Origin of the sequence: Streptomyces sp. NPDC058289 (assembly GCF_042880975.1) — a bacterium.
GTDB lineage: Bacteria > Actinomycetota > Actinomycetes > Streptomycetales > Streptomycetaceae > Streptomyces > Streptomyces stoeckheimensis.
This window is the reverse complement of sequence record NZ_JBHVYI010000091.1, coordinates 1-20,963: the sequence shown is the minus strand read 5'-3', so window position 1 is coordinate 20,963 and position 20,963 is coordinate 1. Positions and strand designations below refer to the sequence as shown.

The 20,963-nt window shown below is 69.8% G+C and carries 23 protein-coding genes and 2 pseudogenes; 14 read left to right on the top strand and 11 right to left on the bottom strand.

Annotation, left to right across the window (positions count from 1 at the left end; all coding sequences use genetic code 11):
- Positions 1–124 precede the first annotated feature (124 nt).
- On the top strand, positions 125–1,591 hold the full coding sequence (locus ACFVX6_RS33130; protein ID WP_389697786.1) for an aminotransferase class I/II-fold pyridoxal phosphate-dependent enzyme: 1,467 nt from the start codon (positions 125–127) through the stop codon (positions 1,589–1,591).
- Positions 1,592–1,771: 180 nt separating this feature from the next.
- Here the strand turns inward: ACFVX6_RS33130 and ACFVX6_RS33125 are convergent, their stop codons facing one another.
- The gene (locus ACFVX6_RS33125; RefSeq protein ID WP_389697784.1) at positions 1,772–2,545 is read right to left on the bottom strand and encodes an SDR family oxidoreductase; all 774 of its coding nucleotides are present in this window, start codon (positions 2,543–2,545) and stop codon (positions 1,772–1,774) included.
- Between the two features lie 87 nt (positions 2,546–2,632).
- Here ACFVX6_RS33125 and ACFVX6_RS33120 point away from each other — a divergent pair, with 87 nt between their 5' ends.
- Positions 2,633–3,247, top strand: a complete 615-nt coding sequence (locus ACFVX6_RS33120) for a TetR/AcrR family transcriptional regulator (RefSeq protein ID WP_389697782.1) — start codon at positions 2,633–2,635, stop codon at positions 3,245–3,247.
- A gap of 700 nt (positions 3,248–3,947) precedes the next feature.
- Positions 3,948–4,178 (top strand): DUF6479 family protein, encoded by a 231-nt coding sequence (locus ACFVX6_RS33115; protein ID WP_389697780.1) that lies wholly within the window; start codon positions 3,948–3,950, stop codon positions 4,176–4,178.
- 135 nt (positions 4,179–4,313) lie between these two features.
- Here the strand turns inward: ACFVX6_RS33115 and ACFVX6_RS33110 are convergent, their stop codons facing one another.
- The 3 genes and pseudogenes from ACFVX6_RS33110 to ACFVX6_RS33100 form a co-directional block, all read right to left on the bottom strand.
- A complete protein-coding gene (locus ACFVX6_RS33110) occupies positions 4,314–4,640 on the bottom strand; it encodes a hypothetical protein (RefSeq protein ID WP_389697778.1) in 327 nt (108 codons plus the stop codon).
- Positions 4,641–5,227: 587 nt separating this feature from the next.
- Entirely contained in the window at positions 5,228–6,487 is a 1,260-nt protein-coding gene (locus ACFVX6_RS33105; protein WP_389697776.1) for a cytochrome P450, read from the bottom strand.
- Positions 6,488–6,678: 191 nt separating this feature from the next.
- Positions 6,679–7,231 (bottom strand): annotated as a pseudogene (locus tag ACFVX6_RS33100) (phytoene desaturase family protein); the annotation flags it as partial.
- 35 nt (positions 7,232–7,266) lie between these two features.
- On the opposite strand from ACFVX6_RS33100, the pseudogene ACFVX6_RS33095 reads away from it, so the two are divergent.
- From ACFVX6_RS33095 to ACFVX6_RS33065, 7 genes and pseudogenes are all read left to right on the top strand, one after another.
- Positions 7,267–7,459 (top strand): annotated as a pseudogene (locus ACFVX6_RS33095) (ornithine decarboxylase); the annotation flags it as partial.
- Positions 7,460–7,611: 152 nt separating this feature from the next.
- Positions 7,612–7,851, top strand: a complete 240-nt coding sequence (locus ACFVX6_RS33090; protein WP_389697774.1) for a hypothetical protein — start codon at positions 7,612–7,614, stop codon at positions 7,849–7,851.
- Positions 7,852–7,910: 59 nt separating this feature from the next.
- The gene (locus tag ACFVX6_RS33085; protein ID WP_389697772.1) at positions 7,911–8,339 is read left to right on the top strand and encodes a hypothetical protein; all 429 of its coding nucleotides are present in this window, start codon (positions 7,911–7,913) and stop codon (positions 8,337–8,339) included.
- 28 nt (positions 8,340–8,367) lie between these two features.
- Positions 8,368–8,673, top strand: a complete 306-nt coding sequence (locus tag ACFVX6_RS33080) for a hypothetical protein (RefSeq protein ID WP_389697770.1) — start codon at positions 8,368–8,370, stop codon at positions 8,671–8,673.
- Positions 8,674–8,971: 298 nt separating this feature from the next.
- Positions 8,972–9,175 (top strand): transposase family protein, encoded by a 204-nt coding sequence (locus ACFVX6_RS33075; RefSeq protein ID WP_389697817.1) that lies wholly within the window; start codon positions 8,972–8,974, stop codon positions 9,173–9,175.
- A gap of 62 nt (positions 9,176–9,237) precedes the next feature.
- A complete protein-coding gene (locus ACFVX6_RS33070) occupies positions 9,238–9,441 on the top strand; it encodes a hypothetical protein (RefSeq protein ID WP_389697768.1) in 204 nt (67 codons plus the stop codon).
- Positions 9,442–9,513: 72 nt separating this feature from the next.
- Positions 9,514–9,987 carry a hypothetical protein gene (locus ACFVX6_RS33065; RefSeq protein WP_389697766.1) on the top strand — a complete coding sequence of 158 codons (474 nt, stop codon included), beginning with the start codon at positions 9,514–9,516 and terminating at the stop codon, positions 9,985–9,987.
- Between the two features lie 163 nt (positions 9,988–10,150).
- On the opposite strand, the gene ACFVX6_RS33060 is transcribed toward ACFVX6_RS33065, so the two are convergent.
- Together ACFVX6_RS33060 and ACFVX6_RS33055 are read right to left on the bottom strand one after the other, a co-directional pair.
- Complete coding sequence (locus ACFVX6_RS33060) at positions 10,151–11,686, bottom strand: hypothetical protein (protein WP_389697764.1); 1,536 nt, start codon at positions 11,684–11,686, stop codon at positions 10,151–10,153.
- 281 nt (positions 11,687–11,967) lie between these two features.
- On the bottom strand, positions 11,968–13,680 hold the full coding sequence (locus ACFVX6_RS33055; RefSeq protein WP_389697762.1) for a PP2C family protein-serine/threonine phosphatase: 1,713 nt from the start codon (positions 13,678–13,680) through the stop codon (positions 11,968–11,970).
- A 351-nt stretch (positions 13,681–14,031) separates the two neighbouring features.
- Between ACFVX6_RS33055 and ACFVX6_RS33050 the strand changes: the two genes are divergently transcribed.
- Positions 14,032–14,433, top strand: coding sequence for an SsgA family sporulation/cell division regulator (locus ACFVX6_RS33050; protein WP_389697760.1), 402 nt, complete (start codon positions 14,032–14,034; stop codon positions 14,431–14,433).
- Between the two features lie 110 nt (positions 14,434–14,543).
- Here the strand turns inward: ACFVX6_RS33050 and ACFVX6_RS33045 are convergent, their stop codons facing one another.
- From ACFVX6_RS33045 to ACFVX6_RS33035, 3 genes are all read right to left on the bottom strand, one after another.
- Positions 14,544–14,957, bottom strand: a complete 414-nt coding sequence (locus ACFVX6_RS33045; RefSeq protein WP_389697758.1) for a TraR/DksA family transcriptional regulator — start codon at positions 14,955–14,957, stop codon at positions 14,544–14,546.
- 235 nt (positions 14,958–15,192) lie between these two features.
- On the bottom strand, positions 15,193–16,176 hold the full coding sequence (locus ACFVX6_RS33040) for an anti-sigma factor RsbA family regulatory protein (protein WP_389697756.1): 984 nt from the start codon (positions 16,174–16,176) through the stop codon (positions 15,193–15,195).
- Positions 16,173–17,066, bottom strand: a complete 894-nt coding sequence (locus ACFVX6_RS33035) for an MEDS domain-containing protein (protein ID WP_389697754.1) — start codon at positions 17,064–17,066, stop codon at positions 16,173–16,175. Before ACFVX6_RS33035 ends, ACFVX6_RS33040 begins: the two co-directional genes overlap by 4 nt.
- 210 nt (positions 17,067–17,276) lie before the next feature.
- Between ACFVX6_RS33035 and ACFVX6_RS33030 the strand changes: the two genes are divergently transcribed.
- The gene (locus tag ACFVX6_RS33030; RefSeq protein WP_389697752.1) at positions 17,277–18,761 is read left to right on the top strand and encodes a protein kinase; all 1,485 of its coding nucleotides are present in this window, start codon (positions 17,277–17,279) and stop codon (positions 18,759–18,761) included.
- Positions 18,762–18,878: 117 nt separating this feature from the next.
- On the opposite strand, the gene ACFVX6_RS33025 is transcribed toward ACFVX6_RS33030, so the two are convergent.
- Positions 18,879–19,058: a hypothetical protein gene (locus ACFVX6_RS33025; RefSeq protein WP_389697750.1), complete on the bottom strand. Its 180-nt coding sequence runs from the start codon at positions 19,056–19,058 to the stop codon at positions 18,879–18,881.
- A 653-nt stretch (positions 19,059–19,711) separates the two neighbouring features.
- Positions 19,712–19,966: a hypothetical protein gene (locus tag ACFVX6_RS33020; protein WP_389697748.1), complete on the bottom strand. Its 255-nt coding sequence runs from the start codon at positions 19,964–19,966 to the stop codon at positions 19,712–19,714.
- A 150-nt stretch (positions 19,967–20,116) separates the two neighbouring features.
- Here ACFVX6_RS33020 and ACFVX6_RS33015 point away from each other — a divergent pair, with 150 nt between their 5' ends.
- Positions 20,117–20,302 carry a hydrophobic protein gene (locus ACFVX6_RS33015; RefSeq protein ID WP_389697815.1) on the top strand — a complete coding sequence of 62 codons (186 nt, stop codon included), beginning with the start codon at positions 20,117–20,119 and terminating at the stop codon, positions 20,300–20,302.
- 370 nt (positions 20,303–20,672) lie between these two features.
- Positions 20,673–20,963 (top strand): PRC-barrel domain-containing protein (locus ACFVX6_RS33010; RefSeq protein ID WP_389697746.1); only part of this gene is annotated, 291 nt, incomplete at its 3' end.

The window sequence follows — 20,963 nt, the reverse complement described above, 5'->3', positions numbered from 1 at the left end:
CGCTTCGGGAGCGTGCACCGTCGCACGGCTGAGGGGCGGCCCCAGCATGCCGCTGGCGAAGGAAGAGCCCTTTGCGCGCCTCGGTAGGCTGTTTTCGCCGCCTGCTGCCGGGCAGGCGCGGACCATGAATCAGTCGAAGGCACCGGTACTCGAGGCATTGGCCGCCTATCACGCCGGCGGGCAGACGCCGTTCACGCCGCCGGGTCACAAGCAGGGGAGGGGCGCGGATCCTCGCGTACGAGCGGTGCTCGGCGACGCGGTGTTCCGCTCCGATGTGTTGGCCACAAGCGGGCTGGATGACCGCACCTCATCCCATGCCGTGGTGGCTGCGGCGCAGGCCCTCATGGCGGAGGCGGTCGGCGCCGATCACGCCTTCTTCTCCACCAGTGGAAGTTCCCTGTCGGTGAAGTCGGCGATGCTGTCCGTGGCGGGGCCGCACGAGAAGCTGCTGGTGGGGCGGGATGCCCACAAGTCCGTCGTCTCGGGCTTGATCCTCTCGGGCATCCGGCCCGTCTGGGTCGACCCGCAGTGGGACGCCGAACGCCACCTCGCGCACCCGCCGTCCGCCGAGGCCTTCGAGGCGGCCTTCGCCGAGCATCCCGACGCCCGAGGGGCACTGGTCACCACGCCGACCCCGTACGGCACCTGCTCGGACTTGGCCGCCATCGCCGAGGTCTGCCACCAGCGGGGCCGCCCCCTGATCGTGGACGAGGCGTGGGGCGCCCACCTGCCCTTCCACCCCGACCTGCCCACATGGGCCATGGACGCCGGCGCCGACATCTGCGTGACCTCCGTCCACAAGATGGGATCGGGGCTGGAGCAGAGTTCGGTCTTCCACCTCCAGGGAGACCTGGTCAAACCCGAGGTGCTCAGGAGCCGTGAGGACCTGCTCGGCACCACCAGCCCCTCCATCCTCATGTACGCGGCGCTGGACGGCTGGCGCAGGCAGATGGTCGAGCAGGGCAGGGTCCTCTACGACGACGCGCTGGCCCTGGCGCACGAGGTCCGCGACCGCATTTCCCGCATCGATGGCATGCGGGTACACGGCCGGGAGGACTTCTGCGGGCCCGGCAAGGCAGCGGACATGGACCCCCTGCAGATCATCATCGACATCAGCGCTTGGGAGGTCACCGGCTACAAGGCCGCCGACTGGCTACGGGAGAACCACCGGATCAACCTCCACATCGCCGACCACCGCCGCATCAGCGCCCAGCTCACGCACGCCGACGACCCCGGCACGGCCGAGACGCTGCTACGTGCCCTGACCGACCTGGCCGCACACGCCCCGCAGCTGCGCACCGGCCAGCCGGTCGACGTCCCGCCGCCGTCCCGGCTCCGACTGGAACAGGCGGCTCTGCCCCGCGACGCCTACTTCGGGCCGACCGAGCAGGTGCCCTGGGAGAAGGCGGACGGACGGATCACCGCCGAGATGCTGACCCCCTACCCGCCGGGCATCCCGGCAGCGGTGCCCGGCGAACGCCTCACCGCCGACGTACTGCGCTACCTGCGCTCCGGAGTCGAGGCGGGCATGGTCGTCCCCGACGCGGTCAACACGAACGTCACGAGCGTGCGGGTGCTCCGCGAGGACTGAAGCCGCGGCGACAACGGGCATGGACGACGGTCCGCCGCGACGAGCAGAGAGGGCCGAACACCGACGCGTCCGGGCCTGCGTAAGTCGCCTACGCAGCCATTCCGACCCACTCGGCGATCGTCCAGCGAGTTCCCTCGGGCGGGAGGTCGCCGACGGGTGCTCCCGGCCAAGGGCGAAGGCTCACAGGCTGGAGCCGCCGGTAGCGTCGATCACCTTGCCGGTGACCCAGCGTGCGTCGTCCGAGGCCAGGAAGGCCACGATGTCGGCCACGTCGTCCGGCCGGCCGACCCGGCCCAGCGCGGCCAGGGAGGCCGCGTGGGCTTCGGCCTCCGGGTTGCCGCGCAGCCAGCCCGCGTTGACGTCCGTGTCGATGATCCCGGGGGCGACCGAGTTCGCGGTGATGCCCCGGGCTCCCAGCTCCTTGGCGAGGTTGAGGGTGAAGTTGTCCAGGGCGCTCTTGGTGGCGCCGTAGGCGATGGCCTCCGGCATGGCGAGGTGAGCCGCGCCGCTGGAGATGTTGATGACCCGGCCGGCGTCGCGCAGTCGCTTCAGCCCCTCTTGCACGATGAAGAACGGTGCTCGCACGTTCACAGCGAAGACCTCGTCGAAGCCGTCCTCGGTCAGTGACGCCAGGTCCGCGCTTCGTCCTATGCCGGCGTTGTTGACGATGATGTCGACGACTGGCTCGGGTGCGTAGTGGGGAGTCTGGGCGTCGAAGGCCGACCACAGGGCAGCGGCGTCGCCGCGATGGCCCAGCTCCGCGTGGAGGGCGAAGGCCCGTCCGCCGTCTTTTCGGATGCGCTCCACGACGTCGTGCGCCGCGGTCTCGTCACGGGCGTAGGTGAGCGCGACAACAGCGCCGTCCTGGGCAAGCCGCTCCGCGACAGCTCGCCCGATGCCCCTGCTGCCGCCGGTGACCAGCGCGATCTTTCCTTCAAGTCGCTGCGAATCCATGGTGGTTGACCCTCTTCTATTTGTTGAGTGTTCGACCAAGAAAGAAGTTAGCGCGATTTCTTGGTCGAGCACTCTAAAATGTGACGCATGGCTGAGACACCCAAGCGCGGCCGCCCGCGCACCTTCGACCGTGCAGCAGCGCTGACCGCGGCCACCCGCCTGTTCTGGGAGCGAGGCTACGAAGGCGTTTCCATCGGGGACCTGACCGCGGCGATGGGGATCCGCTCAGGGAGCCTGTATGTGGCCTTCGGGGACAAGAAGTCCCTGTTCGAGGAAGTGGTCAACGCCTACGGCCGGTCACCTGTAGGCAGTTTCGCGGGCGTGGCGCTCTGCGAGGAGTCCACCGCGTACGGGGCGTTCGCGCGCATCCTCCGGGAGGCCGCGGTCATCTACCCCGACCCCGCCCACCCGGCCGGCTGCCTTGCCATCAGCGCCGCCACCAACGTCACTCCGCAGGATGCGGAGGTGCGGGTGTTCCTCCGCGACCTGCGCAACAAGAACGTGGACGGGTTCGAGGCCCGGCTGCGGGAGGCGCAGCAGGCCGGAGAGTTGCCCGCCGAAGCCAGCCCCCGAGCCCTCGCCGACTACTTCGCGACGATCCTCCAGGGACTCTCGCAGCGAGCCCAAGATGGCGCTACCGCCCACCAACTGACCGCAGCGGTCGAACTGGCACTGACCGCCTGGCCGACGGCGCAACCCTGATCAGGTCACCCATTCCGACCGGCAAGATCACGATCTACAAGTGGAGTAGACGTGCGGCCCCTCCCTGGAACCGGCAACGCGCCGCTCATGCCGTCGCTGTACACGAGCATGTGCGCGGATCACGGGGTACGCGCGCGGCATGCACGGACATCCCACGTGTGCCGAGGCGGTGATCACCGGCGTCGACATAGATGCGTTCTTCCTCGGTACGGGCCTGGACACTCGAGCCCTGTCCCACCTGCGAGCCCGCCATCCGGGCCTGGCTTGGCTCAGCACCCTCAACCTGCGCGGCACGCGCGATCTCCTGCGCCGCTCACGCATCCTCGACGGCGAAGGTCTGCGCAGCCACCTGATGGCACCGGTAAGGCGACGTCGAGCACGGCGTGCAGGACAGCCCAGGGACCGAAGCGGAGCGTGTCCGGATCGGCGTCGAGCCGCGCGCGGCTCGACGCAGGGGTCGACGGACCCGTGCCGCACCGTGAGGACGAAGCGGGGTCCTACGAACAGCATCACCTTGCCGGTCTCGACCACCCCGTCGTCCTCGACGTACCAGACGGTCTTCAGCGCGACGGCCAGGACGTCGCCGAAGCGCTCGCGCTTGGGAGCTCGACCATCGTCTCGTCCCGCGACTGCGACCGCCGCCTGCCGCCATACGGAGCAGTCGCCTCGTAAACTTGCCGATCGCGGGTAGGGGCTACGCATGATTGCTACCGAATCTCTCGCGGCCGAAGCCATCAGCTCACTGCTCCTGATCATCATCGGAGTGGTGGTGGCTGTCCTCTTGATCGGCGCCTTCTGGTACGGCAGCCGACGCAACGCCCGGCGCAGGGCCCCCGCCCGCCCCGCTGAGCAGAACCCGGAGGCACGTGCTCGCCAGGACTCCTGGCAGACCCCCGACGACGACGGCCCCGGACACACACCCCGCGTATGAACGTGCCCTACGAGCCCCCCCTGCGCCCACGGCTGAGGGCTGCCCGCGGCGGCTGAGGGACCTGTGACATCCGCGTCGTCATCCTGGTCCAGGAATGGGCGGGGTGACCGCACCCGAGCGGGCGCGTCACATGGCCTACCGCGGACCGTGGCCCCGGTCCAGCGTCGCGAGTCCGTCCAGCCACCGTGTCCGGCGTTCGGAGTCGGTCTGGTCCCACCACGGAGTGCCGCGTTCGCCGAGGGCGACCTTCGCCGTGTGCACGCGGCGCCTGGCTTCGCGTTCTGCCTCCTCGTCGTGCGCCCGAAGGGCGGTGCCGACGGCACGCCGGGCCGTCATCAGGTGAGCACGCAGGCGTGCGGCGGCATCGGCGGGGAGGTCCGGGTCGGTGGCACGCCAGCGCCTGCCGCCGATGACGACGTAGCGTCCGTCCGGGGTGTGTTCCGGCGGCGAGTTTCTCGACATCACGCGCACTCGCCGTTGTCGGAGCGCTCCCCGGCTGGGAGGGGCCGGGCGAGCGCGTGCCGTCGTCGCTCTTGCGCGCATCGTGCCGGCATGGGATCGGTTCCTGACGGTGGGGGCCGGGAGGCGTACCCATCCTGCGTGCGGGATCCTTGGGGCGCATGTCGGTGGGGGACCTTGCGACGACCGGCGAGCCCCTTCAGGTGTGGATGCGGTCCTGTCGGCCCGTACGGGCGTCGCCTGGCGAGCCAGCCGCTCCGGCCTGGACGGGGCCCACTGCTGAAACCCGTCAGGATGCGGGAGACCTCGGCCGAGCAAGCCGTAGAGGTCCTGTACCAGCACGTGCGTAAGGCGCTGGGAGGCACCACGGCGACGTCGAGCGGGTCCGGGAAGCCATCGCTCACCTGCAGGAACGAGGGAACGGCGCCCGAGTGCAGCGCTGGCCTGCACTCAAGCGGGCAGGCCTTGGCGTCCGTCGTCACCAGGTGCGCGGAGATGAAGGTAGGGCCTTGAGTCGGCTCCGGCCGTGAGGCGGCGGGCCGGCCGCCACGACGACCGCTTGTAGCCCGCCGTCAGACGTAACCGGGTGATCAGTTCAGGCGCACCTCGAAACCACTGCGGGGAAGGGTGGGCATCCGGGACAGCGGAATGGTGAGGTCCTGGTCGGGGACGCTGTAGTCGAGTCGCGCCAGTTCGGTCGCGATGACCGCGAGGGCCGTGGCGGTGATGTCGTCCCCAGGGCGGCGGTGGCCGAGGGCGGGGTCCCCGCCGCCCTTTGGGGTGAGGTTTTGCAGGAGGTTCGGGGAGGTGTCGGGGCTGGTGAACCGGTGCGGGTCGAACCGGTAAGGGCGCTCCCACAGGGCGGGATCGTGGTCCTGCCCGTACAGGTCGAGCAGGACCAGGGTGCCCTTCGGGACGTGTTCCCCGTGCCAGGTCAGGTCCTGCGCCGCGAGGCCTCCCACGAAGGGGGCGAAGGGGTAGAAGCGCCGTACCTCGTGGGCGAACGCCTCGGCATGGCTCCCCTCGGGGTCGGCGCGCAGCAGATCGCGGTGCAGGGGCCAGCGGTGCAGCGCGTGGGCGGCGAAGGCGGCGTACCAGGCGATGGAGACCGTGGGTCGGATGATGTTGAGCAGCTCGACAGCCGCGGTCTCGGGGGCCGGGAGCTTTCCGCTCGCCCCGTGGTGCCAGGCCACGGTTTCCAGGGGCGAACTCTTCCTTTCCGGTTCCGGGATCCGACGGACATCGGTGATCAGCGCGGAGAGGACCTGCTTCTGCCGGCGGCGGGCACGGCGGGCGCGCAGGCGGCGCGGTCCCGGTGTGGCGAAGCCCTCGACCATGGCGGCGCAGTCGCGGGCCAGCTCCGAGACCGCGGCGTCGGAGAGGGGCAGGCCTGCCCAGTCGCAGACGGCCCGGGCGAGAACTTCGGTGGCCTCGTCGAAGACCACCACACGCTCCTGCTGCCGGTCTGCCATTGCTTCGCGCCACCGCCAGCCTACGTGCCCGCCCAGCTCGGCGACTCCCGTGCCGTCCTTCAGGAGGGCGAGGAACATTGCCTTGCGCACCCGTTGGGCGTCTCCGTCGAGGGTGTGGACCGCGCCCGCGCCCTGGCCGAAGAAGGTGTCCAGGACGGGGTTGGGCGGGACCGTGGTCCGTACGACGTGCTTCTCGTCGTAGAAGAAGGCGACCGCGTCCGGGCCGCGCAGGGCGACGGTGGGCCGTCCCAGCAGTCGGGTACGAACCGTGCCGTCGGCGCTGTCGCGCATCCGGTTGGGCAACCACGCGTAGCCATGGGCCAGCAGCCCCAACGTGCTGTCGTGCCACGGGGCGCGGGAATTCTTGGAGGGGGGCATGCTGCACGCGTACCCGCTGCTCCGAGGGACACGCGGTCGACGGCCGGACACCACTCGCTTTCGGACGGTCGGCCATTGCGCGGGGGCAGGACGACGTACGAGCTGTGCGACAGGGCTCTCAGATGTGCTGGGCGCGGTGGAGCAGGGTGTGCGTTCCGCGATGTCGCAGGGCTGCCCGTGCGGCGTTCAACGGGTGCGAAGCGCTCCACCTGGGCTTCGATGCGGTCGGCCATGGCTTCTCGCTCGCGAGTGTCCCACGTGCCGTCGGGGCCGGCGTCTGCGGTGATGTCCTGCGGGACATGGGTGTAGGCCCAGGCGGATTCCGTGCCGGCCGGGGAGCGGGTGGGGTCCGCGGTGGTCATTTGGCCGAGGAGGGCGAACGGCTCCTCCGGTACGAGTCCCATGGCGATCTGCGAGGCGAAGCGGGTGAGGCCGTTGACGCCGTCGGCGATGTGGACGGTGCCGGCGCCGTCGGCTCCAGGAGCCGTCCAGGGCACGGGGCCGGTCAGTGCCCAGTCGACCTTGAAGGTCGCGAAGTCCCACTGGAAGCGTTCCCGGTCCCTCACCAGGCGGGACGGGAGGTGTTCCTCACCGACGAGTTCCCGGTACAGGGCGGGCGCCGAGGTGTCGGCCAGGACCGCCCGGCGAGCGTCGACGGCTTCTCCCCCCCTCCGTCCTGACCCCGACCGCCGTCCCACCGCGTACGACGACCGAGGCGACGCGCTCCCCGCAGCGCAGGACGCCGCGGCCGACGTGGCGGGCCGGGACCCTCCGGCCGCTTGAGGCGCGCAATCGGTGGCGGTCCGGTCCGACATCCTCGCCACCAGTGGCCTGGACGACCGTACGTCCTCCCACGGGATCGTGGAGGAGGCGCAGGCCTTGATGGCGGACGCTGTCGGGGCGGACCACGCGCTCTTCTCCACCTGCGGCAGCTCACTCTCCGTGAAGTCGGCCATGCTGACCGTCGCCGGTGACGGCCGACTCGGTCATGGCGGCCGCCCGCGTCGACCCTCGACGTCACGGAGGCTGCGGCCACCCCGGCCAGACCGAGGTGGGGCGCGAAGCGTCTGAGGGCGACAGCACGGGGTAGTCGCCGAAAGATGGCACCACCCAAGGAGGACGAGATGACAACCGACGAGAATTCCCGACGTCACCCGCGCACCACGCCGTCCGAGGCCGAGGGGGAGAGCGGCGACCGCGAGGCCCGCCGGCAGGCCGACGAAGCCGTCGTCCGGCGTCCCGTCGGTGGCGATGACGCAGCGGATGCCGGCGGACACGAGGCCAAGCGGAAGCGCCCGGGCATCGGCCGCGAGGAGCAGGATCGCCCGCACGACCCGAAGCCGTCGGCCGACCGGGACCGATGAACCGGGACCGATGGACCGGGACCCAATGAACCGGAACCAATGAAACGGAGTGATCGCTGATGCGCACCACAGCCGCACGAGTGATGGGCGTGGCCACCCTCGGGTACGGCGTGGCGGTCGCCTGCCGACCCGAGGTGCTGGCCCGCCCTTGCGGCCTGGCAGAACAGGGCTCCTCAGCACTGCTGATCCGCGCGCTGGGCGTCCGGGACGCCGTCATCGGCGCGGCCATGGTCGTGGTCCCCGCAGGCAGCGCGCTGCGCACGGCCGTACTGTCCCGGGTCGCCATCGACGCGGGGGACGCGCTGCTCTTCGGCACCTTCCTGCCCCACCGGACCGAGCGCGCCAAGGCGGCCTCGGCCGCGCTTGTCTGGGCGGCCCTGTGCGGCTGGACCCTGACCGGCGGTGGAGGTGCGGCGGCGCCGCTCGTACAGGACGCGGCCAACGTCGCCGTACGCGCTGCCCAGTCCGCCACGCGCGCCGAACTCTGACAGGGGCGTCGAGGGCCGGAAGGCATCCATGAAGCGAAGCTGCGGTTCCTCCGTGGGCGGTGTCAGACCGCTCCTGCTCCTTCCCGTGCAGGCGGCCCTGATGATCGGGCTGGGACGGCTGGTCACCGGACCGGCGGCCGGACACTGGCCGCTGTCGGCGGAGGCCTCGATCGACAGGGACCTGGCGGAGGGGCGGGACCCGGCCATGTCCGGAGTCACGGAGTTGTTCGCCGTGCTCGCCGGCACTCAGGTCGTCGTCGGCGCGCCGCACGGCGGTGGCCGAGGGCGTGGAGCCGGAACTCACCGGACCCGACCCCGAGGCGCCCCCGGCTGACCCGCCCGTTCCCGCCCCACCTGCCGCCTGTCGGCCAGGCACCGACGAGTTCGAACCGTTGACTTCGCGGCGCGGGCCCGGCGGGGGAGCGGCGCCCGATCAGGGGCAGGCGAGTCAGTCGCTCCAGGGGTTTCACCGGCGTGGACAAGACGGCACACATTCCGTGAGGACGATCAACGGGTTTGGTGTCGGTGACGTAGCGTCATCTGGGACCGTGGTGCGGTGTGATGACCTCGTCGGTGACCTGTTTCCGCACCTCAGCGCGTTACTCGTGGAGCGTGTGCTCTTCGAGTGCGGGATGGTTCGCCTGGTCGCGAGAACCCGGGAGATCGGGGTGGCCTGCCCCGGTTGCGCGGCAGTGTCCAGTCGAGTCCACAGCACGTACGGAAGACGCCTCGCCGACACACCGGTCGGCGATCGGCCGGTGCTGATCGAGCTGACCGTGCGGCGTCTGTACGCCGGGCCGGAAGCCGTCTCGGCGCCGCCCTGCACGCAGGGGTGAGTCGGACGACGCCCCTACGGGCGGTCATGGCCTTGCCCGGCCCCCTCTGGACCGTCCCTAAGGTGCTTGGAGTCGACGACTTCGCCACCCGTCGTGGACAGCACTACGGCACCGTACTGATCGACTGCGAGACCGGACAGCCTCTCGACCTGCTGCCGGCCGCGACGCCGCTGACCCTCGCCGGCTGGCTGCGTGAGCATCCTGGCTCCGAGATCATCTGCCGTGACAGGATCGGGTCGCCACCCGCCCGACAGCACAGCCAGTAACCGCCAGACAGGTCCAGTGATTCTTCAGAGGCACATAGTGTGAGTCCCTCGACGACTCGGCGGGGTACGCAAATGGGGATAACCGTCCAGTGGATACGGACGTCCTGGACGAAGGAGTCCCGGGGAGGAGAGGCCGCCTCGCGCAGGAACGCGGTCCCGGCCGGCTTCGCTCTCTCGCATGATGAGGCCTCCTTCGCGCATGTGATTCGCATGCATGAGCGCGACGGCTTCGAGCCGAATGACAGCCGGGAAGACCTGAGCAAGGTCGATGTCCAGCTCCATGAGCCAGATGGTCGGCTGCGCGTGCTTCCCCGAGTGCAGTCCTTGTTTGCCCTGCCGCCTCGACAGCGGCGGCCCCCAGCTGTCCGACTCATCCCTGGCCAGTGGGTGCGCTGGCAGCTCAACTACCGCTTCAGCAGTGCACTGGGGATCCGGGGCTGGTCGTACTGGCTGGACACGTTCAACATCGCTTACGGACCCGTGAACGCCGACGTGTTCCTGTCGACGCCCACCGTGTTCATCGACGAACAAGGACCGCTCCGGTAACCCCGTCCTGACCGTCGACGAGGTCTCAGATGACGTTGTGTCACCGAGGTCGAACCCCACTGATCGTCCTCACGGAATTTGTGCCTGAGCCGAGACTTGAAAACGCCTGTCTGGCGTGTCGGCGTCGGCCGATGGCGGGCAGAGGTTGCCCTGCCCGTGCTCGCTACGCGGGCGTCGCCTCTCGGCGGCCCGCCGCGGTCGGTGGGGTGGCGGCTCCGTTGAGGCAGCGGTCGAGGAGTGCGTGCATACGGGCTACGGGGAGGGACGGGTTGGCCGCGGCGCCTTCTGCGGTGCGGGGGTCGGCAAGGAGGGTCTCCAGGGCTCCCGGTGTCAGGCGCGGGTTGGCGGCGGCGGCCCGGCGCACCGCCTCGTCGACGTCGTCCACCGGAGGTTCGGGCAGGGTGGGATCGGCTGCGGCCAGGGCGCGTACCTCGGGATCCGGGTGGCCGATGAGGTGGGTCCGGCCGGTGCGCGGGAAGCCGGGCAGCGTCAGCAGGTCCGAACGGTGCTCCGGGCGGGTGACGAAGACGTCCAGGAGCAGGTGTGGCGGAGCCAATGGGTGGTTGCAGGCCAGCCGGATCCGGACCTCCTCGTCGTCGTCCTGCGCGAGTGTCCCGACGAGTGCTGCGGGCAGGCCGGACCAGCTCGCCGCAACCCGGCGGAGCACCGGTTCCCCGGACACCGCGCAGGCGGCGAACCAGTCGGGCGACGGCACGGTGGCCGGGTCGGGGTCCGGCTCACTGATCGGGCAGATGCATTCAGGACTGTGCCCGATGACCCGGTCGATCATGTCGTACTCGACCCAGGCGCGGGGGAAGGGGTGGAGGCGTGCGCGCATCCGCACGTCCTCGTCGGGGTCCTCCCTCAGCTCCGCTACCAGGTCGGGTCCCAGGTCGGGCCGGGCGGCGACCATCTCGCGGACCTTCGCCTCGGGATGCCGGGCGAGCCGGGCGACGGCGTCGGTCGGAGTGTGGGGGTTCCGGGCCAGGGGGTGCACCGTGTCGGCGGCGAAGCACTGTTCGACGAGCGCGGGCGACAGAGCGCACCTGCCGAGCACGAACGGCCTGCTGCTCGGACGGATGGACGGCAGCTCGGCCTCCACCCGTTCCGGGTCCAGCTCCCAGTTGCTGTCCTGCGCCGCTTCACGGACCGCGGGGTCCGGATCGTCGAGCAGCCCCGCCCGCTGCGCCGGGGTGAGCGACTTCCACCGCCACGTGGCCCGTATCCGGAGTGCGGGGTCCTCGCGGCCGGCCATGGAGCGGAAGAAGGACAGCGGGATCTGCCGGGACGACTCGAGCTCCCCGATGATGTCGTTCGCGGTGACCTTGCCGTCCTCGCCCCCCTCCTGGGCGGTCAGGAGGGCGACGAGGATGTCGTCCGGCAGCGGTCGGACCCAGCGGGGCCAGGGGCGGAGGTGGGGGTTGGCGAGCTGCGCGCGGACGAGTCCCGACGGGTCCGTTGCCAAGGGCGCGAGTCGCGAAGGGTCTACGTGCTGGTTGCGGGCGAGCGCGCCCCGGATCCGCCGCTCCGTGTGGCGCAGGGCTGCGTCGATGACTGCGTCGGGCAGGTCGCGGTCCTTACACATCAGCTGGCTGAGCTCACCAGCCGCTTGATCCATCAGGCGTATCAGTACGTCGGAGGGCGCCGCCGGATTGAAGGCGACGCCGCGCAGCCAGAGTTCATGCAGAAAGTCGGACACCGCGTCATCTTGCCACCCCGGCGCGCGCCCGGACCGGGCCACGTGGCGACCACGCCGCTCGCCGGCAGCTCCATCCGAAGGCTTCGGTCCAGGCGGCAAGGGCCCTGCCGCTCGCTCCGGACCAACAAAACCGATCACCGAGGTCGCCCTCGTCCAGATCGGCGGCGACCGGCAGGAACCGTTCCTGGAGTGGGCCGAGGCGAAACTCCTGCCGCGCTACGGAACCTGTGAGGCGGCCCCGACCATGAACGGCATCCGCGTGAACCCGCACGCCCGGGTGGTCAGTCCAGCCGGATGGCCAGCAGGCAGGTGTCGTCCTCATGGGTTTCCGGCGTGTACGCGGCCATGATGCGGTCGAGGGCATCCTGGGCGGTGAGGCCGTCGCACGCCACCAGCTCCGCGAGGAGGGCATCGATGCCCGTGGTGATGTCCTCCCCGCGCCGTTCGACCATGCCGTCGGTGTAGAGCAGCAGGAGGTCACCCGGCCGGAGTGCCAGGGTCGCCGTGGCGTACTCGTGGCCGGGGAGCATGCCGAACAGCGGCCCGCGGTGGCCGGTGTCGAGGGCCGTCGCTCGGCCGTCGCGCAGCAGGAGCGGTGCCGGATGGCCTGCGCAGGCCCAGCGGAAGTCCCGCTGGGCGTCCACGTGTCCGATGATTCCCGTCGCGGTCTGGGCCGCCGGGTCGCCGCACAGGAGTTCGTTGAGCCAGGTGGTGAGCTGGCCGGCGTGGGTTCCCGGCGCGTGAGCGAGGCCGGCCAGGGCGTGCCGCTGCTGCGCCATCCGGGCGACGGCGCCCAAGCCGTGCCCGCAGGCGTCGCCGATGGCGAGCAGGCCCCGGCCGTCGGGCAGCAGGCGGCACTTGTACCAGTCGCCGCCGACGGCGGCCTCCGATTCGGCGGGAACGTACGCGGCTGCGACGGACAGCCCGAGCCCGGCGAGCTCGGCCGAGTGGGTGGGCATCAGGGCCTCCCTCAGCACCGAGGCCACCCGCCGCTCGGCGGCCGCTTCCTCACGTAGCTGCTCCGACTGGCGCCGGGTCGCCGCGAGCCGTTGCCGGCTGCGGACCTGCGTCGTGAGGTCGCGGGCGATGAGGTGCACCGACCACACGAGCCCGTCCGTGGAGAGGACGGGGCGGCCCACCAGGTGCAGGGTCCGGATCTCGCCGAACACGCTGAAGCGGACCTCGACCCCGGGCGGCTCCTCCCCGTCGAGCAGACCTGTCAGCAGCTTCCCGAAACGGGGTACGTCCTCCAGCAAAACGGCATCGCAGAGGTCCGGCAGCGACAGGGGCCGCGTCGCATCGGTGCGGAAGAGCCAGCACAGCCCTTCTGACCAGGTGGTGTCCCCCGACAGCAGGTCCCAGGTGCCCCAGCCCATGGACGCGATGTACTGGGCGTCGCGCGACAGGAGCTCCGCACGGTTGTGGGCGGGCCGCCAGGTCGCCAGTACGTTGTCCCCGCAGGAGGCGGCCTCGTAGAGCAACTGCGTGCGGTGCAGGCCGTCCCCGCGATGCTCGGTGTAGTCCACTGCCAGCGCCTTCAGGGCGCGCCCTGAGCGGAGCACTCCGGCCAGCGCGTCGACCAGACCGCCGGCGGCGGCTCCCGGCTGGACGTCCCGCAGCCTGCTGCCCACGTGCCGGTCGGGTGACTCAAGCCACCGGGCCGGACGGACGTGGTTCCCCGCCCGCACGGTGAAGTCCACGGTCCGGCCGGCGTCGTCGCGGACGGGCACGAGCAGTGCCGCGGAAACCGGGATGGCGGGCAGCGTGGCGCACACGCATGCCCACGGGTCGTGGCCCTCCGCCCCGTCGCCGCAGGAGTGCCCCGGGCCGTCGCCCCCGCCGCAGGCGCACGCCTGCGGCGTGCCGTCCGCCGGGGCGGACGCGGGCACTCCCTCGTCCGGCCGCACACCTGCGGCACTGGCGACGGCCTTGCGCAGGGCCGCGACCTCACGCGCGAGGAGTTCTTTCAGCGAGCCCGGGTCCTGCGGGATCAAGGGCGACAACATTCCTCACAAGGAAGCGGAGGGAAACGGGGACTCTCTAGGACCTTGTCACTGTTTGCTGCCATCGGCCGCCCAAGAACCTGGGGGACAACCGGTCGTCGAACAGGGGGAAGAATCGGGTCCGCACCCTGTTGCCGTCGGGGATGCGGTGCACATGCGACGAAGGACGGGCACGACCGCGTACTGAGGCCCAGTCGGGCCGCGTCGTCGTCGAGATCTCCACTTGGAGGTCTCCAAAGCCTGCAGTCTCGCGGTTCCCCCGATCGGCCCAGTGTGGTGGGGGCGGATCGGGGCACACGCCCGTAGCTGTCAGCCCATTCTGGAGGCCCATCAATGTCCTGCGTGTCTGCTCTGATCGTTGTGCACCTCGAGACGGCGACGGGCCACGTGTATTTTCTTGCCCGCTTTTCGTATGACGGCGGAGACCCGTACGTGGTGCAGGCGGAGTTCTTGGACGGTTCCGACGTCCTGGCACGGTGGCACTTCGACCGGCAGATGCTGACCGAGGGGCTCTACCGTCCGGTGGGGGAGGGCGACGTCGCATTCCGCCCGGACAAGGGGTCCGGCCGCGATGAACTCCGCGTCGAAATGATCGGCCGGAGCGCCGATCAGCAGGGCAATGCCGTTGTCTTTGTGGATGCCCCCGTGCTGAGGGGCTTCCTGGACGAGACCTACGCAGTCGTCGCTGCCGGGGAGGAGTTCCTCGACCTCGACAAGCTTCTCGACGAGTTCCTGGCTCGCTGAAGAACCCGTGCGTCCGACCAGAACTGCCAAGTGCCGTCTCTCGTGGACGCGGCGACAGCATGAGTGGCGGTCAGGCGGTCAGGCAACCGACCGACGAGAGGCCGCCGCCGTCAGGTGGGGTGCGAGGGACGGCGCGGGTCGGACCGGGCGCAGCGCACACAAGTGGTCGCGGCCGGCCGGATCTCCAGGCGCTCGGGCGGAATCGTCGCGCCGCAACCTTCGCACTGTCCGTAGTCGCCGCGTTCGAGCCGTCCCAGCGCCTGGTCCAGCTCGTCCAAATGGTCGTGCGCCCGCGCCATCAGAGAGGCCACGTGGGCACGCTCGAAGGCCGTGCTGGCCCCTTCGGGGTCGTGCTCGTCGTCGACCGCGACCAGGGCGTTCGCCGCGACGATCCCGTCGAAGTCGCGCCCCAGCGCGGCCACCCGATCAAGCGTGTCGTCGCGGTCGGCCGCGAGGCGGGCGCGTGCCGTCGCGAAGGCGGACGGGTCGAGCTCTTCATGATCGTAACGGGGTGCATCGCCCATATGGGGGACAACGCCGGGCAGCGGGTCCCGATTCCCGTGGCCAGTCCCGCCCCTGGCCTGGCCTGGCCAGGGGCGGGACCGGACGACGCACCAGCTCCGATCTGTCCAGAGCACTCGGTCATCCCGGACCTGGCCGCGGATCGCGGCCGAGGGGAGGGGCGGTCAGTGAGTATCCGGGGGCGACGGCACTACCGAGACGAGACGTTCGCTGTCGCCGACTGACCTGCCGGGTGATTCAGGAAAGGTTCAGGTGGAGGCGAACGACCGTGGCCGGGGCGCCGGTGTGGACTTCGACCAGGTCGCACAACTGGCGCACGGTCCACAAGCCGTGCCCGCGGGGCAGACCGGAATCCGGTGGCAGGTAGCCGAGCGTCCACCCGGGATCGGCAGGGAAGCGAGTGGGGCCGGGGTCGCTGATCTCGCAGATGACCTTGTGCCCCGTACGCCACACCGAGACTTCGCCGCGCCCTCCGCCGTGCCGAACAGCGTTGGTGGTCACTTCGTTGACGGCGAAAGCCAAACGCTCCGCCCCCTGAGGGGACATCCCCAGCTGCACGGCATGCCGGGCGACGAACGAGCGCACGTGGTGCAAGTCGGTGCCGAAGCCCATCGTGGCGTTGCTTCTCGGCGCGGGAACCGGTGACAGGTGCCGATGCCAGGCGGTGCCCTGGGGAGGGACGTAGTGACCGCTTGTTTCTGCAGCCGGGCCGGTCACCAGCTGCGGGTGGGTACGGCGGGCGTCGGCGACGATCTGGTCGGGGACCGTCCGTGTGTCGTAGGGGCAGACGATCCATGCCGGGCAGTGGGCGAAGGCGAGGTTGATGACGGCCTCGTAGCGGGTCCACTCGTCGGTTTCCAACGCGTCGCGGCCGTGCCAGACAGGCTCACCGATCACGCGCACCTGGGGATGACGCCCAGTGGCTGTGCGTTCGTCGACGTAGCGGTAGTAGGCGCCGAGGGTGCTGCCAGGCGTCTGGTACCAGTCGTCCGCTGCGATGAATTGCACTGCGCCGGCAGCACTGCCGAGTTGCTGACGCAGCAGGTCGATGTTGGCGGGTGTGGTGACGGCGAGCACTGCCTCGTCATGCTGGAGACCGTCCAGGCAGAACGGGACGGTCGCGGCCAAGAACGCCTCGTCGGACCCGTAGACCAAGCCTTGGTGCACCAACCGGGGGGTCCGCTCGGGCTGCGAGGCGGTCACGTCGATCACGCTGCTCATGCCGAGGCTCCCGGGGAGGTGACGACCAGGGCGTCCTGCTGGTCGAAGCCGGCCACGGCTATCACCTGGCACAGCAGTGGGGCGAGTTCCACCACCCGCATGTGGCGGCCCGGCTCGTATCGCTCGGCGGTGTGCACCAGAGCGCGCAGGCCGGCCAGGTCGATGAACTCAAGCGCACTCATGTCCACCCGCACGTCCCCGGACCAGTCGAGGGTGGCCTCCAAAACCGCAGCCAAAGCGTCGGTGGTGCGGTAGTCCACGGTGCCGATCACACGCATCGTGCGTTCCCCTTCCTCGAAGGTGGGAACGATCCGCAGCAGTTCGTCCTCGTAGAGCGGGGAGAGTGCCACGGTGCCCGGGTGGCAGTGGTCGTAGGTCTGCAGTTGAGCGGGGTGAAAGAGGCGGGCATCGTACTGGCAGACGGCCGAAGCAGGCTGTCCCTCGAAGACCGAGTTGACCATGCTCTCGTATGAGGCGAGCTCGTCCGCGCCGGCGATCTCACGCAGAACCCAGCTCATTTCACCGCTGACCCGGAATCCCTTGAAACCAGAGGCCGCAGCGCTTGCCATCTCCTGCCGCAGGGTGGCCACCATCGCGTTGGCGTCGAAACGCCCCGAAACCAGGTAGCCGTCGCTGGCGGTGACCACCTGCAGCTGTCCGCTGGACAACGCGGCGTCCGGATCCATCTGCGTCGACCGAAGCCAGTCGAGCACCACGGCGGGCTTCTGCCGGTCGGCGAAATACATCACTCGCTCACCGCGCTTCAACCCATCGGATACGTAGGCGGTGACCACCCGGCGCTGCTCGGAATCGTCGGCGAACGCCAGACACACGTGATCCCCATGGCCAAGGCTGTGGACCGGCCGCTCCCTGCTCCCCTGCGCGATCACCGTTTCCTCACCGTCCGCCCCTGGCTCGCGAGCCCGCGTGGAAAAGGCTCGTACCACCGCCTGCGGGCGATGTTCCAAGCCGCCGGCAATAATACCCGGTCCAGGTATGCCCTCTGACGCCGAATTCCTGCTGCGCGAGGGCGGAACGCGGTACGTGAAACACCATTTGGAGGGCGGGCATGGGGGCGAGGCGTCCTCGAGGGGGCGCCCATGCGTGCCCCGGCGTCAAGCAGGGTCCCTCTTGGACGGCTTGCGCATGCGACTTCGTCCGCTAGGCCTGTCCTGTGCGTGCTCGACCATCGTCCGGCTGCCGGGAGCCGGTGCGTAGTGCGACCCGCAACGGGTAGGCGCGCGGTACTGCCCGCGAGCGGAAGAGGACCTCCTATGCCGGCCCGGCCTGCCCCCACGTACGGAGCACTGCCCCAACGCGACGCTCTGATGGGTGGTCGTTACCGGCTTGAAGGGTCCATAGGATCCGGCGGGACGGCAGATGTCTTCCGCGGCATCGACCAAGTCTTGGGCCGTGAGGTGGCCGTCAAGGTGTTCCGCATGGGCACGGACACGGTGACTGCCGATCGCTTCTATGACGAAGCACGCCTGCTGGCCCGCCTTTCCCACCGCGCTCTGGTCACCGTCTACGATGTGGGCCGCCACGGACAGGGCGCCTTCATGGTCACGGAGTTGATCCGTGGCGCCACCCTGCGCGCCCGATTGGACGCCGGCCCCCTCAGCCCCGTCCAGGTCACACGGATCGGCTCCGACATATCGTCAGCCCTCGACCATGTCCACGCTCACGGCATCATCCACCATGACGTGAAACCCTCCAACGTCCTGCTCAGCGAGGAAGGTTCCCCGCACCTCGCCGACTTCGGGCTGTCCAGGACCGAGCACGAGCATTCCATCAGCGCACCCGACACTCTGGTCGGCACTGTCACCTACATGGCACCTGAGCAGCTCCTTGGCCAAGGCGCGAGCAAGGCCAGCGACATCTACGCCCTGGGAGTGACACTCCTCGAAGCGCTCACGGGCCACCAGGAGTACCAGGGAACGCTGGTGGAGATCGGCATCGAGCGCCTCCTGCATCCGCCCCGGATACCCGGGGGGCTGCCGGGCGACCTCGCCCGCCTGCTGAAGGCCATGACCGGCCGGGATCCCGCGGTACGTCCTGATGCCGCCGCCGTCCACTCGCGCCTGCAGGACATCGCGCACGCCCCGCGATCCCGCACCGCAAGGAGCGTGCTACCGATGGATACCCCTACGCACCGCTCGCCGTTGCGGCCCCTCGCTGTTGCGGCTCCTCGCGCTGAACCCGCACGGACGCCCGGACCGACGCATAGCAGGGCTGAGCGCCGTCGGTACGGGGCTCGGTTGGCCCTCGTCGCGGTAAGTGTCGCAGGAGCCTGCACGCTGGTGATGGGCGACATCCCCGCAGGGGAGAGCGGGACGCCTGCCACCGCGCCGGTCTGGGAGCAGCCGGCGGCATCGAGCAGCACCGCGCCGGCAGAGCCCCGGTCGATGCCGACCGCGCCGCCGCTGCCGATCGCAACTCCTTCGACCGCACCCGAACTCCAGGCCTCCACCAGGACAGCCGAGTCGCAGCGGGGCGGTGATCGCCTACCGGCGAAGGCGCCGGGGGCGGCGAAGACGAAAACCACCCCGCAGGAGGCGAAGGGCAAGAAGGACAAAGGACGGTGATCGACTCCATTCCTCTGCCGGCTTCATCTGCCGGGCGGCGTTCTGTGGTGGGTCTCAGGGCGGGCGGTCACCCGGCTGGCGGGCGCTATGCCCTGGAGTCCCGGGACCGCCTGCCAGTCACTCTGGCGCCGGGCAGCCGAGCCAAGGCCTGCCGGCGGTGGTGAGGACCTTGACGTAGACGCGTCCACCGGCGGGCTTCTCGGCGCCCCTGCAGGCGTTGCGCGGACATCCCGGGGTGACGGCGCCGGTGAGGTCGCGCCACATGGGCGCCCCGGTGAGCGAGGGCGCGTAGCCCACGAAGGCTCTGCCGCGGGTGGTGGGGGCGCTGTACTCGTTGCCGTAGCGGCTCCAGCCACCACATCGACGTCGATGCAGGGTCCGGCGGGTCCCCAGTCTCCCTTGGGGCCTTGGGGCCTTGGGGCCTTGTGGCGCGGGCCGGAGTGTTGGAGGCCCGGACAGCAGCGTGCGCCGCCGGTCCACGCTGGTTGGCGAGCGGACGCTGAAGCCGGCGGCTTGAAAGCGCGTCTCGATCTCTGCTGCCCGTTACTGCAGCCCAGGGTGGCCTCGGTCGTTTTCGCTGCGGGCTCGGTTCCCGTGCGACTCCTTGGGTGGCGCCAGGCCCAACATCTTGAGGAGCGAGGCCAGGTCGCTGGAGCTGGTGGTATGAGACTCGATCACCACTTGGGCACGCTCGTGAGGGTCCGTGGCGCCCGGGAAGGGGCTCCGGTGCCGCGGCCGGGCTGAGGCGCCCTTTCCGGACCCACTCTGCCGGTCGGGGCGCGACTGATACCTGGAAGCAGACGCGCAGACGGCTGTGGTGTCTGGGACGCGGCTAAGCCGTACGCGGCGTGAAACGACGTCAAGGGCCCCCGTCGGGAGGCGGGGGCCGAGCGAGGGCGGCCGAAGCGGCAAGCCGACGGAGAAACGTAGGGCGTTGCGACGTCGGTCTGTCATGTGGTGCTCCTCGTCCTTCCGCTCGGGTCCTGGTGGGTGTCAGCCGGATCTGCGAGGTCACTTCGGGTGCGGCGGCCCATCTGCGTCCATTCGGCAAACCACCAGGCACCGGCTATCACGACCGCCCACGCCAGCGCGCTGAGCAGAGCCATCCGCCAGGATGCGCCTTCGCTCACACGCTCGACGCCCGTCAAGGCCACCCAGCTGATGACAAGTACAGCAATCGCACGAACACTTCGGTGCTTGAACATGCGGCCCCTCCTACCCCACCCGTGCGGGCTAAACGGAAGCGTTGCGAGGTTGCCTGGGTCCTGTTGCCGAAGGCGGTCGAAACGTCTTCCCGGCTGCACCGATAGGAAACAGGAAATTTTTGTGTGCATGTCCGGGGCATGGTCGGGCAGATGATGCCTCGGAGGTTGATAACTATGGTTCCCCTGCTTCTTGTTATTCTGTTGGTTCTGGTTCTCGCCGGTGCGGGATTCGCGATCAAAATTCTCTGGTGGGTCGCTATCGCGGTCCTCGTGCTCTGGCTGATCGGTTTTGTCGCCCGCCCGAAGGGCAGCAGCGGCCGGTGGTATCGCTGGTAGCTGGTTCGCGGAGTCACAGTTCAGATGTGGTGTGGCGGTGGCCTGTCACCCCCCGGTCGGGGGATGACAGGCCACAGCCATGTCTCCATGTCCGGGCTCCATCGCTCGACTACCGGGTGAAAACGGATATCGCGGGTAATAGGCACAGTGCCGGGACGGTCGCCGTGACGCAGCAGGGGACCTGCTCACCTCCAAAGATCGACGACCGCCCCGGTCCCGGATGTGAATCAAGATGTGTACGGGAAAAAATGCGGGGCAGGCGGAGGTCAGGACGGAACGCGAGTTCCGCCGTGAACGCAGTACGGAAAAAGGAGATCCGGTGGGAAGTAATTTCCCACCGTCTCCCATTGACCGGAGGAGTTGTTTTCGCATGACTGAGAATTTTTGGGGTTACCGCGAGACCGCCGGCCGTCTGGCCGGAGCGGATCTGACGGGGTACAAGGTCGAGGCGAGCGACGGTTCCATCGGCAAGGTCGACAAGCACTCGGACGAGGTCGGCTCCTCCTACATCGTGGTCGACACCGGCCCGTGGATCTTCGGCAAGGAAGTCCTCCTGCCGGCCGGCACGATCAGCCGGATCGACGCGAACGACGAGAAGATTTACGTCGACCGGACCAAGGAGCAGATCAAGAACGCTCCCGAGTTCGACAAGGACAAGCAC

Bases quoted from the DNA above. Each gene is read 5' to 3' on its own strand.
- ACFVX6_RS33130 (WP_389697786.1), top strand. From the start codon at position 125: ATGAATCAGTCGAAGGCACCGGTACTCGAGGCATTGGCCGCCTATCAC.
- ACFVX6_RS33125 (WP_389697784.1), bottom strand. From the start codon at position 2,545: ATGGATTCGCAGCGACTTGAAGGAAAGATCGCGCTGGTCACCGGCGGC.
- ACFVX6_RS33120 (WP_389697782.1), top strand. From the start codon at position 2,633: ATGGCTGAGACACCCAAGCGCGGCCGCCCGCGCACCTTCGACCGTGCA.
- ACFVX6_RS33115 (WP_389697780.1), top strand. From the start codon at position 3,948: ATGATTGCTACCGAATCTCTCGCGGCCGAAGCCATCAGCTCACTGCTC.
- ACFVX6_RS33110 (WP_389697778.1), bottom strand. From the start codon at position 4,640: ATGTCGAGAAACTCGCCGCCGGAACACACCCCGGACGGACGCTACGTC.
- ACFVX6_RS33105 (WP_389697776.1), bottom strand. From the start codon at position 6,487: ATGCCCCCCTCCAAGAATTCCCGCGCCCCGTGGCACGACAGCACGTTG.
- ACFVX6_RS33090 (WP_389697774.1), top strand. From the start codon at position 7,612: ATGACAACCGACGAGAATTCCCGACGTCACCCGCGCACCACGCCGTCC.
- ACFVX6_RS33085 (WP_389697772.1), top strand. From the start codon at position 7,911: ATGCGCACCACAGCCGCACGAGTGATGGGCGTGGCCACCCTCGGGTAC.
- ACFVX6_RS33080 (WP_389697770.1), top strand. From the start codon at position 8,368: ATGAAGCGAAGCTGCGGTTCCTCCGTGGGCGGTGTCAGACCGCTCCTG.
- ACFVX6_RS33075 (WP_389697817.1), top strand. From the start codon at position 8,972: ATGGTTCGCCTGGTCGCGAGAACCCGGGAGATCGGGGTGGCCTGCCCC.
- ACFVX6_RS33065 (WP_389697766.1), top strand. From the start codon at position 9,514: ATGGGGATAACCGTCCAGTGGATACGGACGTCCTGGACGAAGGAGTCC.
- ACFVX6_RS33045 (WP_389697758.1), bottom strand. From the start codon at position 14,957: ATGGGCGATGCACCCCGTTACGATCATGAAGAGCTCGACCCGTCCGCC.
- ACFVX6_RS33040 (WP_389697756.1), bottom strand. From the start codon at position 16,176: ATGAGCAGCGTGATCGACGTGACCGCCTCGCAGCCCGAGCGGACCCCC.
- ACFVX6_RS33030 (WP_389697752.1), top strand. From the start codon at position 17,277: ATGCGTGCCCCGGCGTCAAGCAGGGTCCCTCTTGGACGGCTTGCGCAT.
- ACFVX6_RS33020 (WP_389697748.1), bottom strand. From the start codon at position 19,966: ATGTTCAAGCACCGAAGTGTTCGTGCGATTGCTGTACTTGTCATCAGC.
- ACFVX6_RS33015 (WP_389697815.1), top strand. From the start codon at position 20,117: ATGATGCCTCGGAGGTTGATAACTATGGTTCCCCTGCTTCTTGTTATT.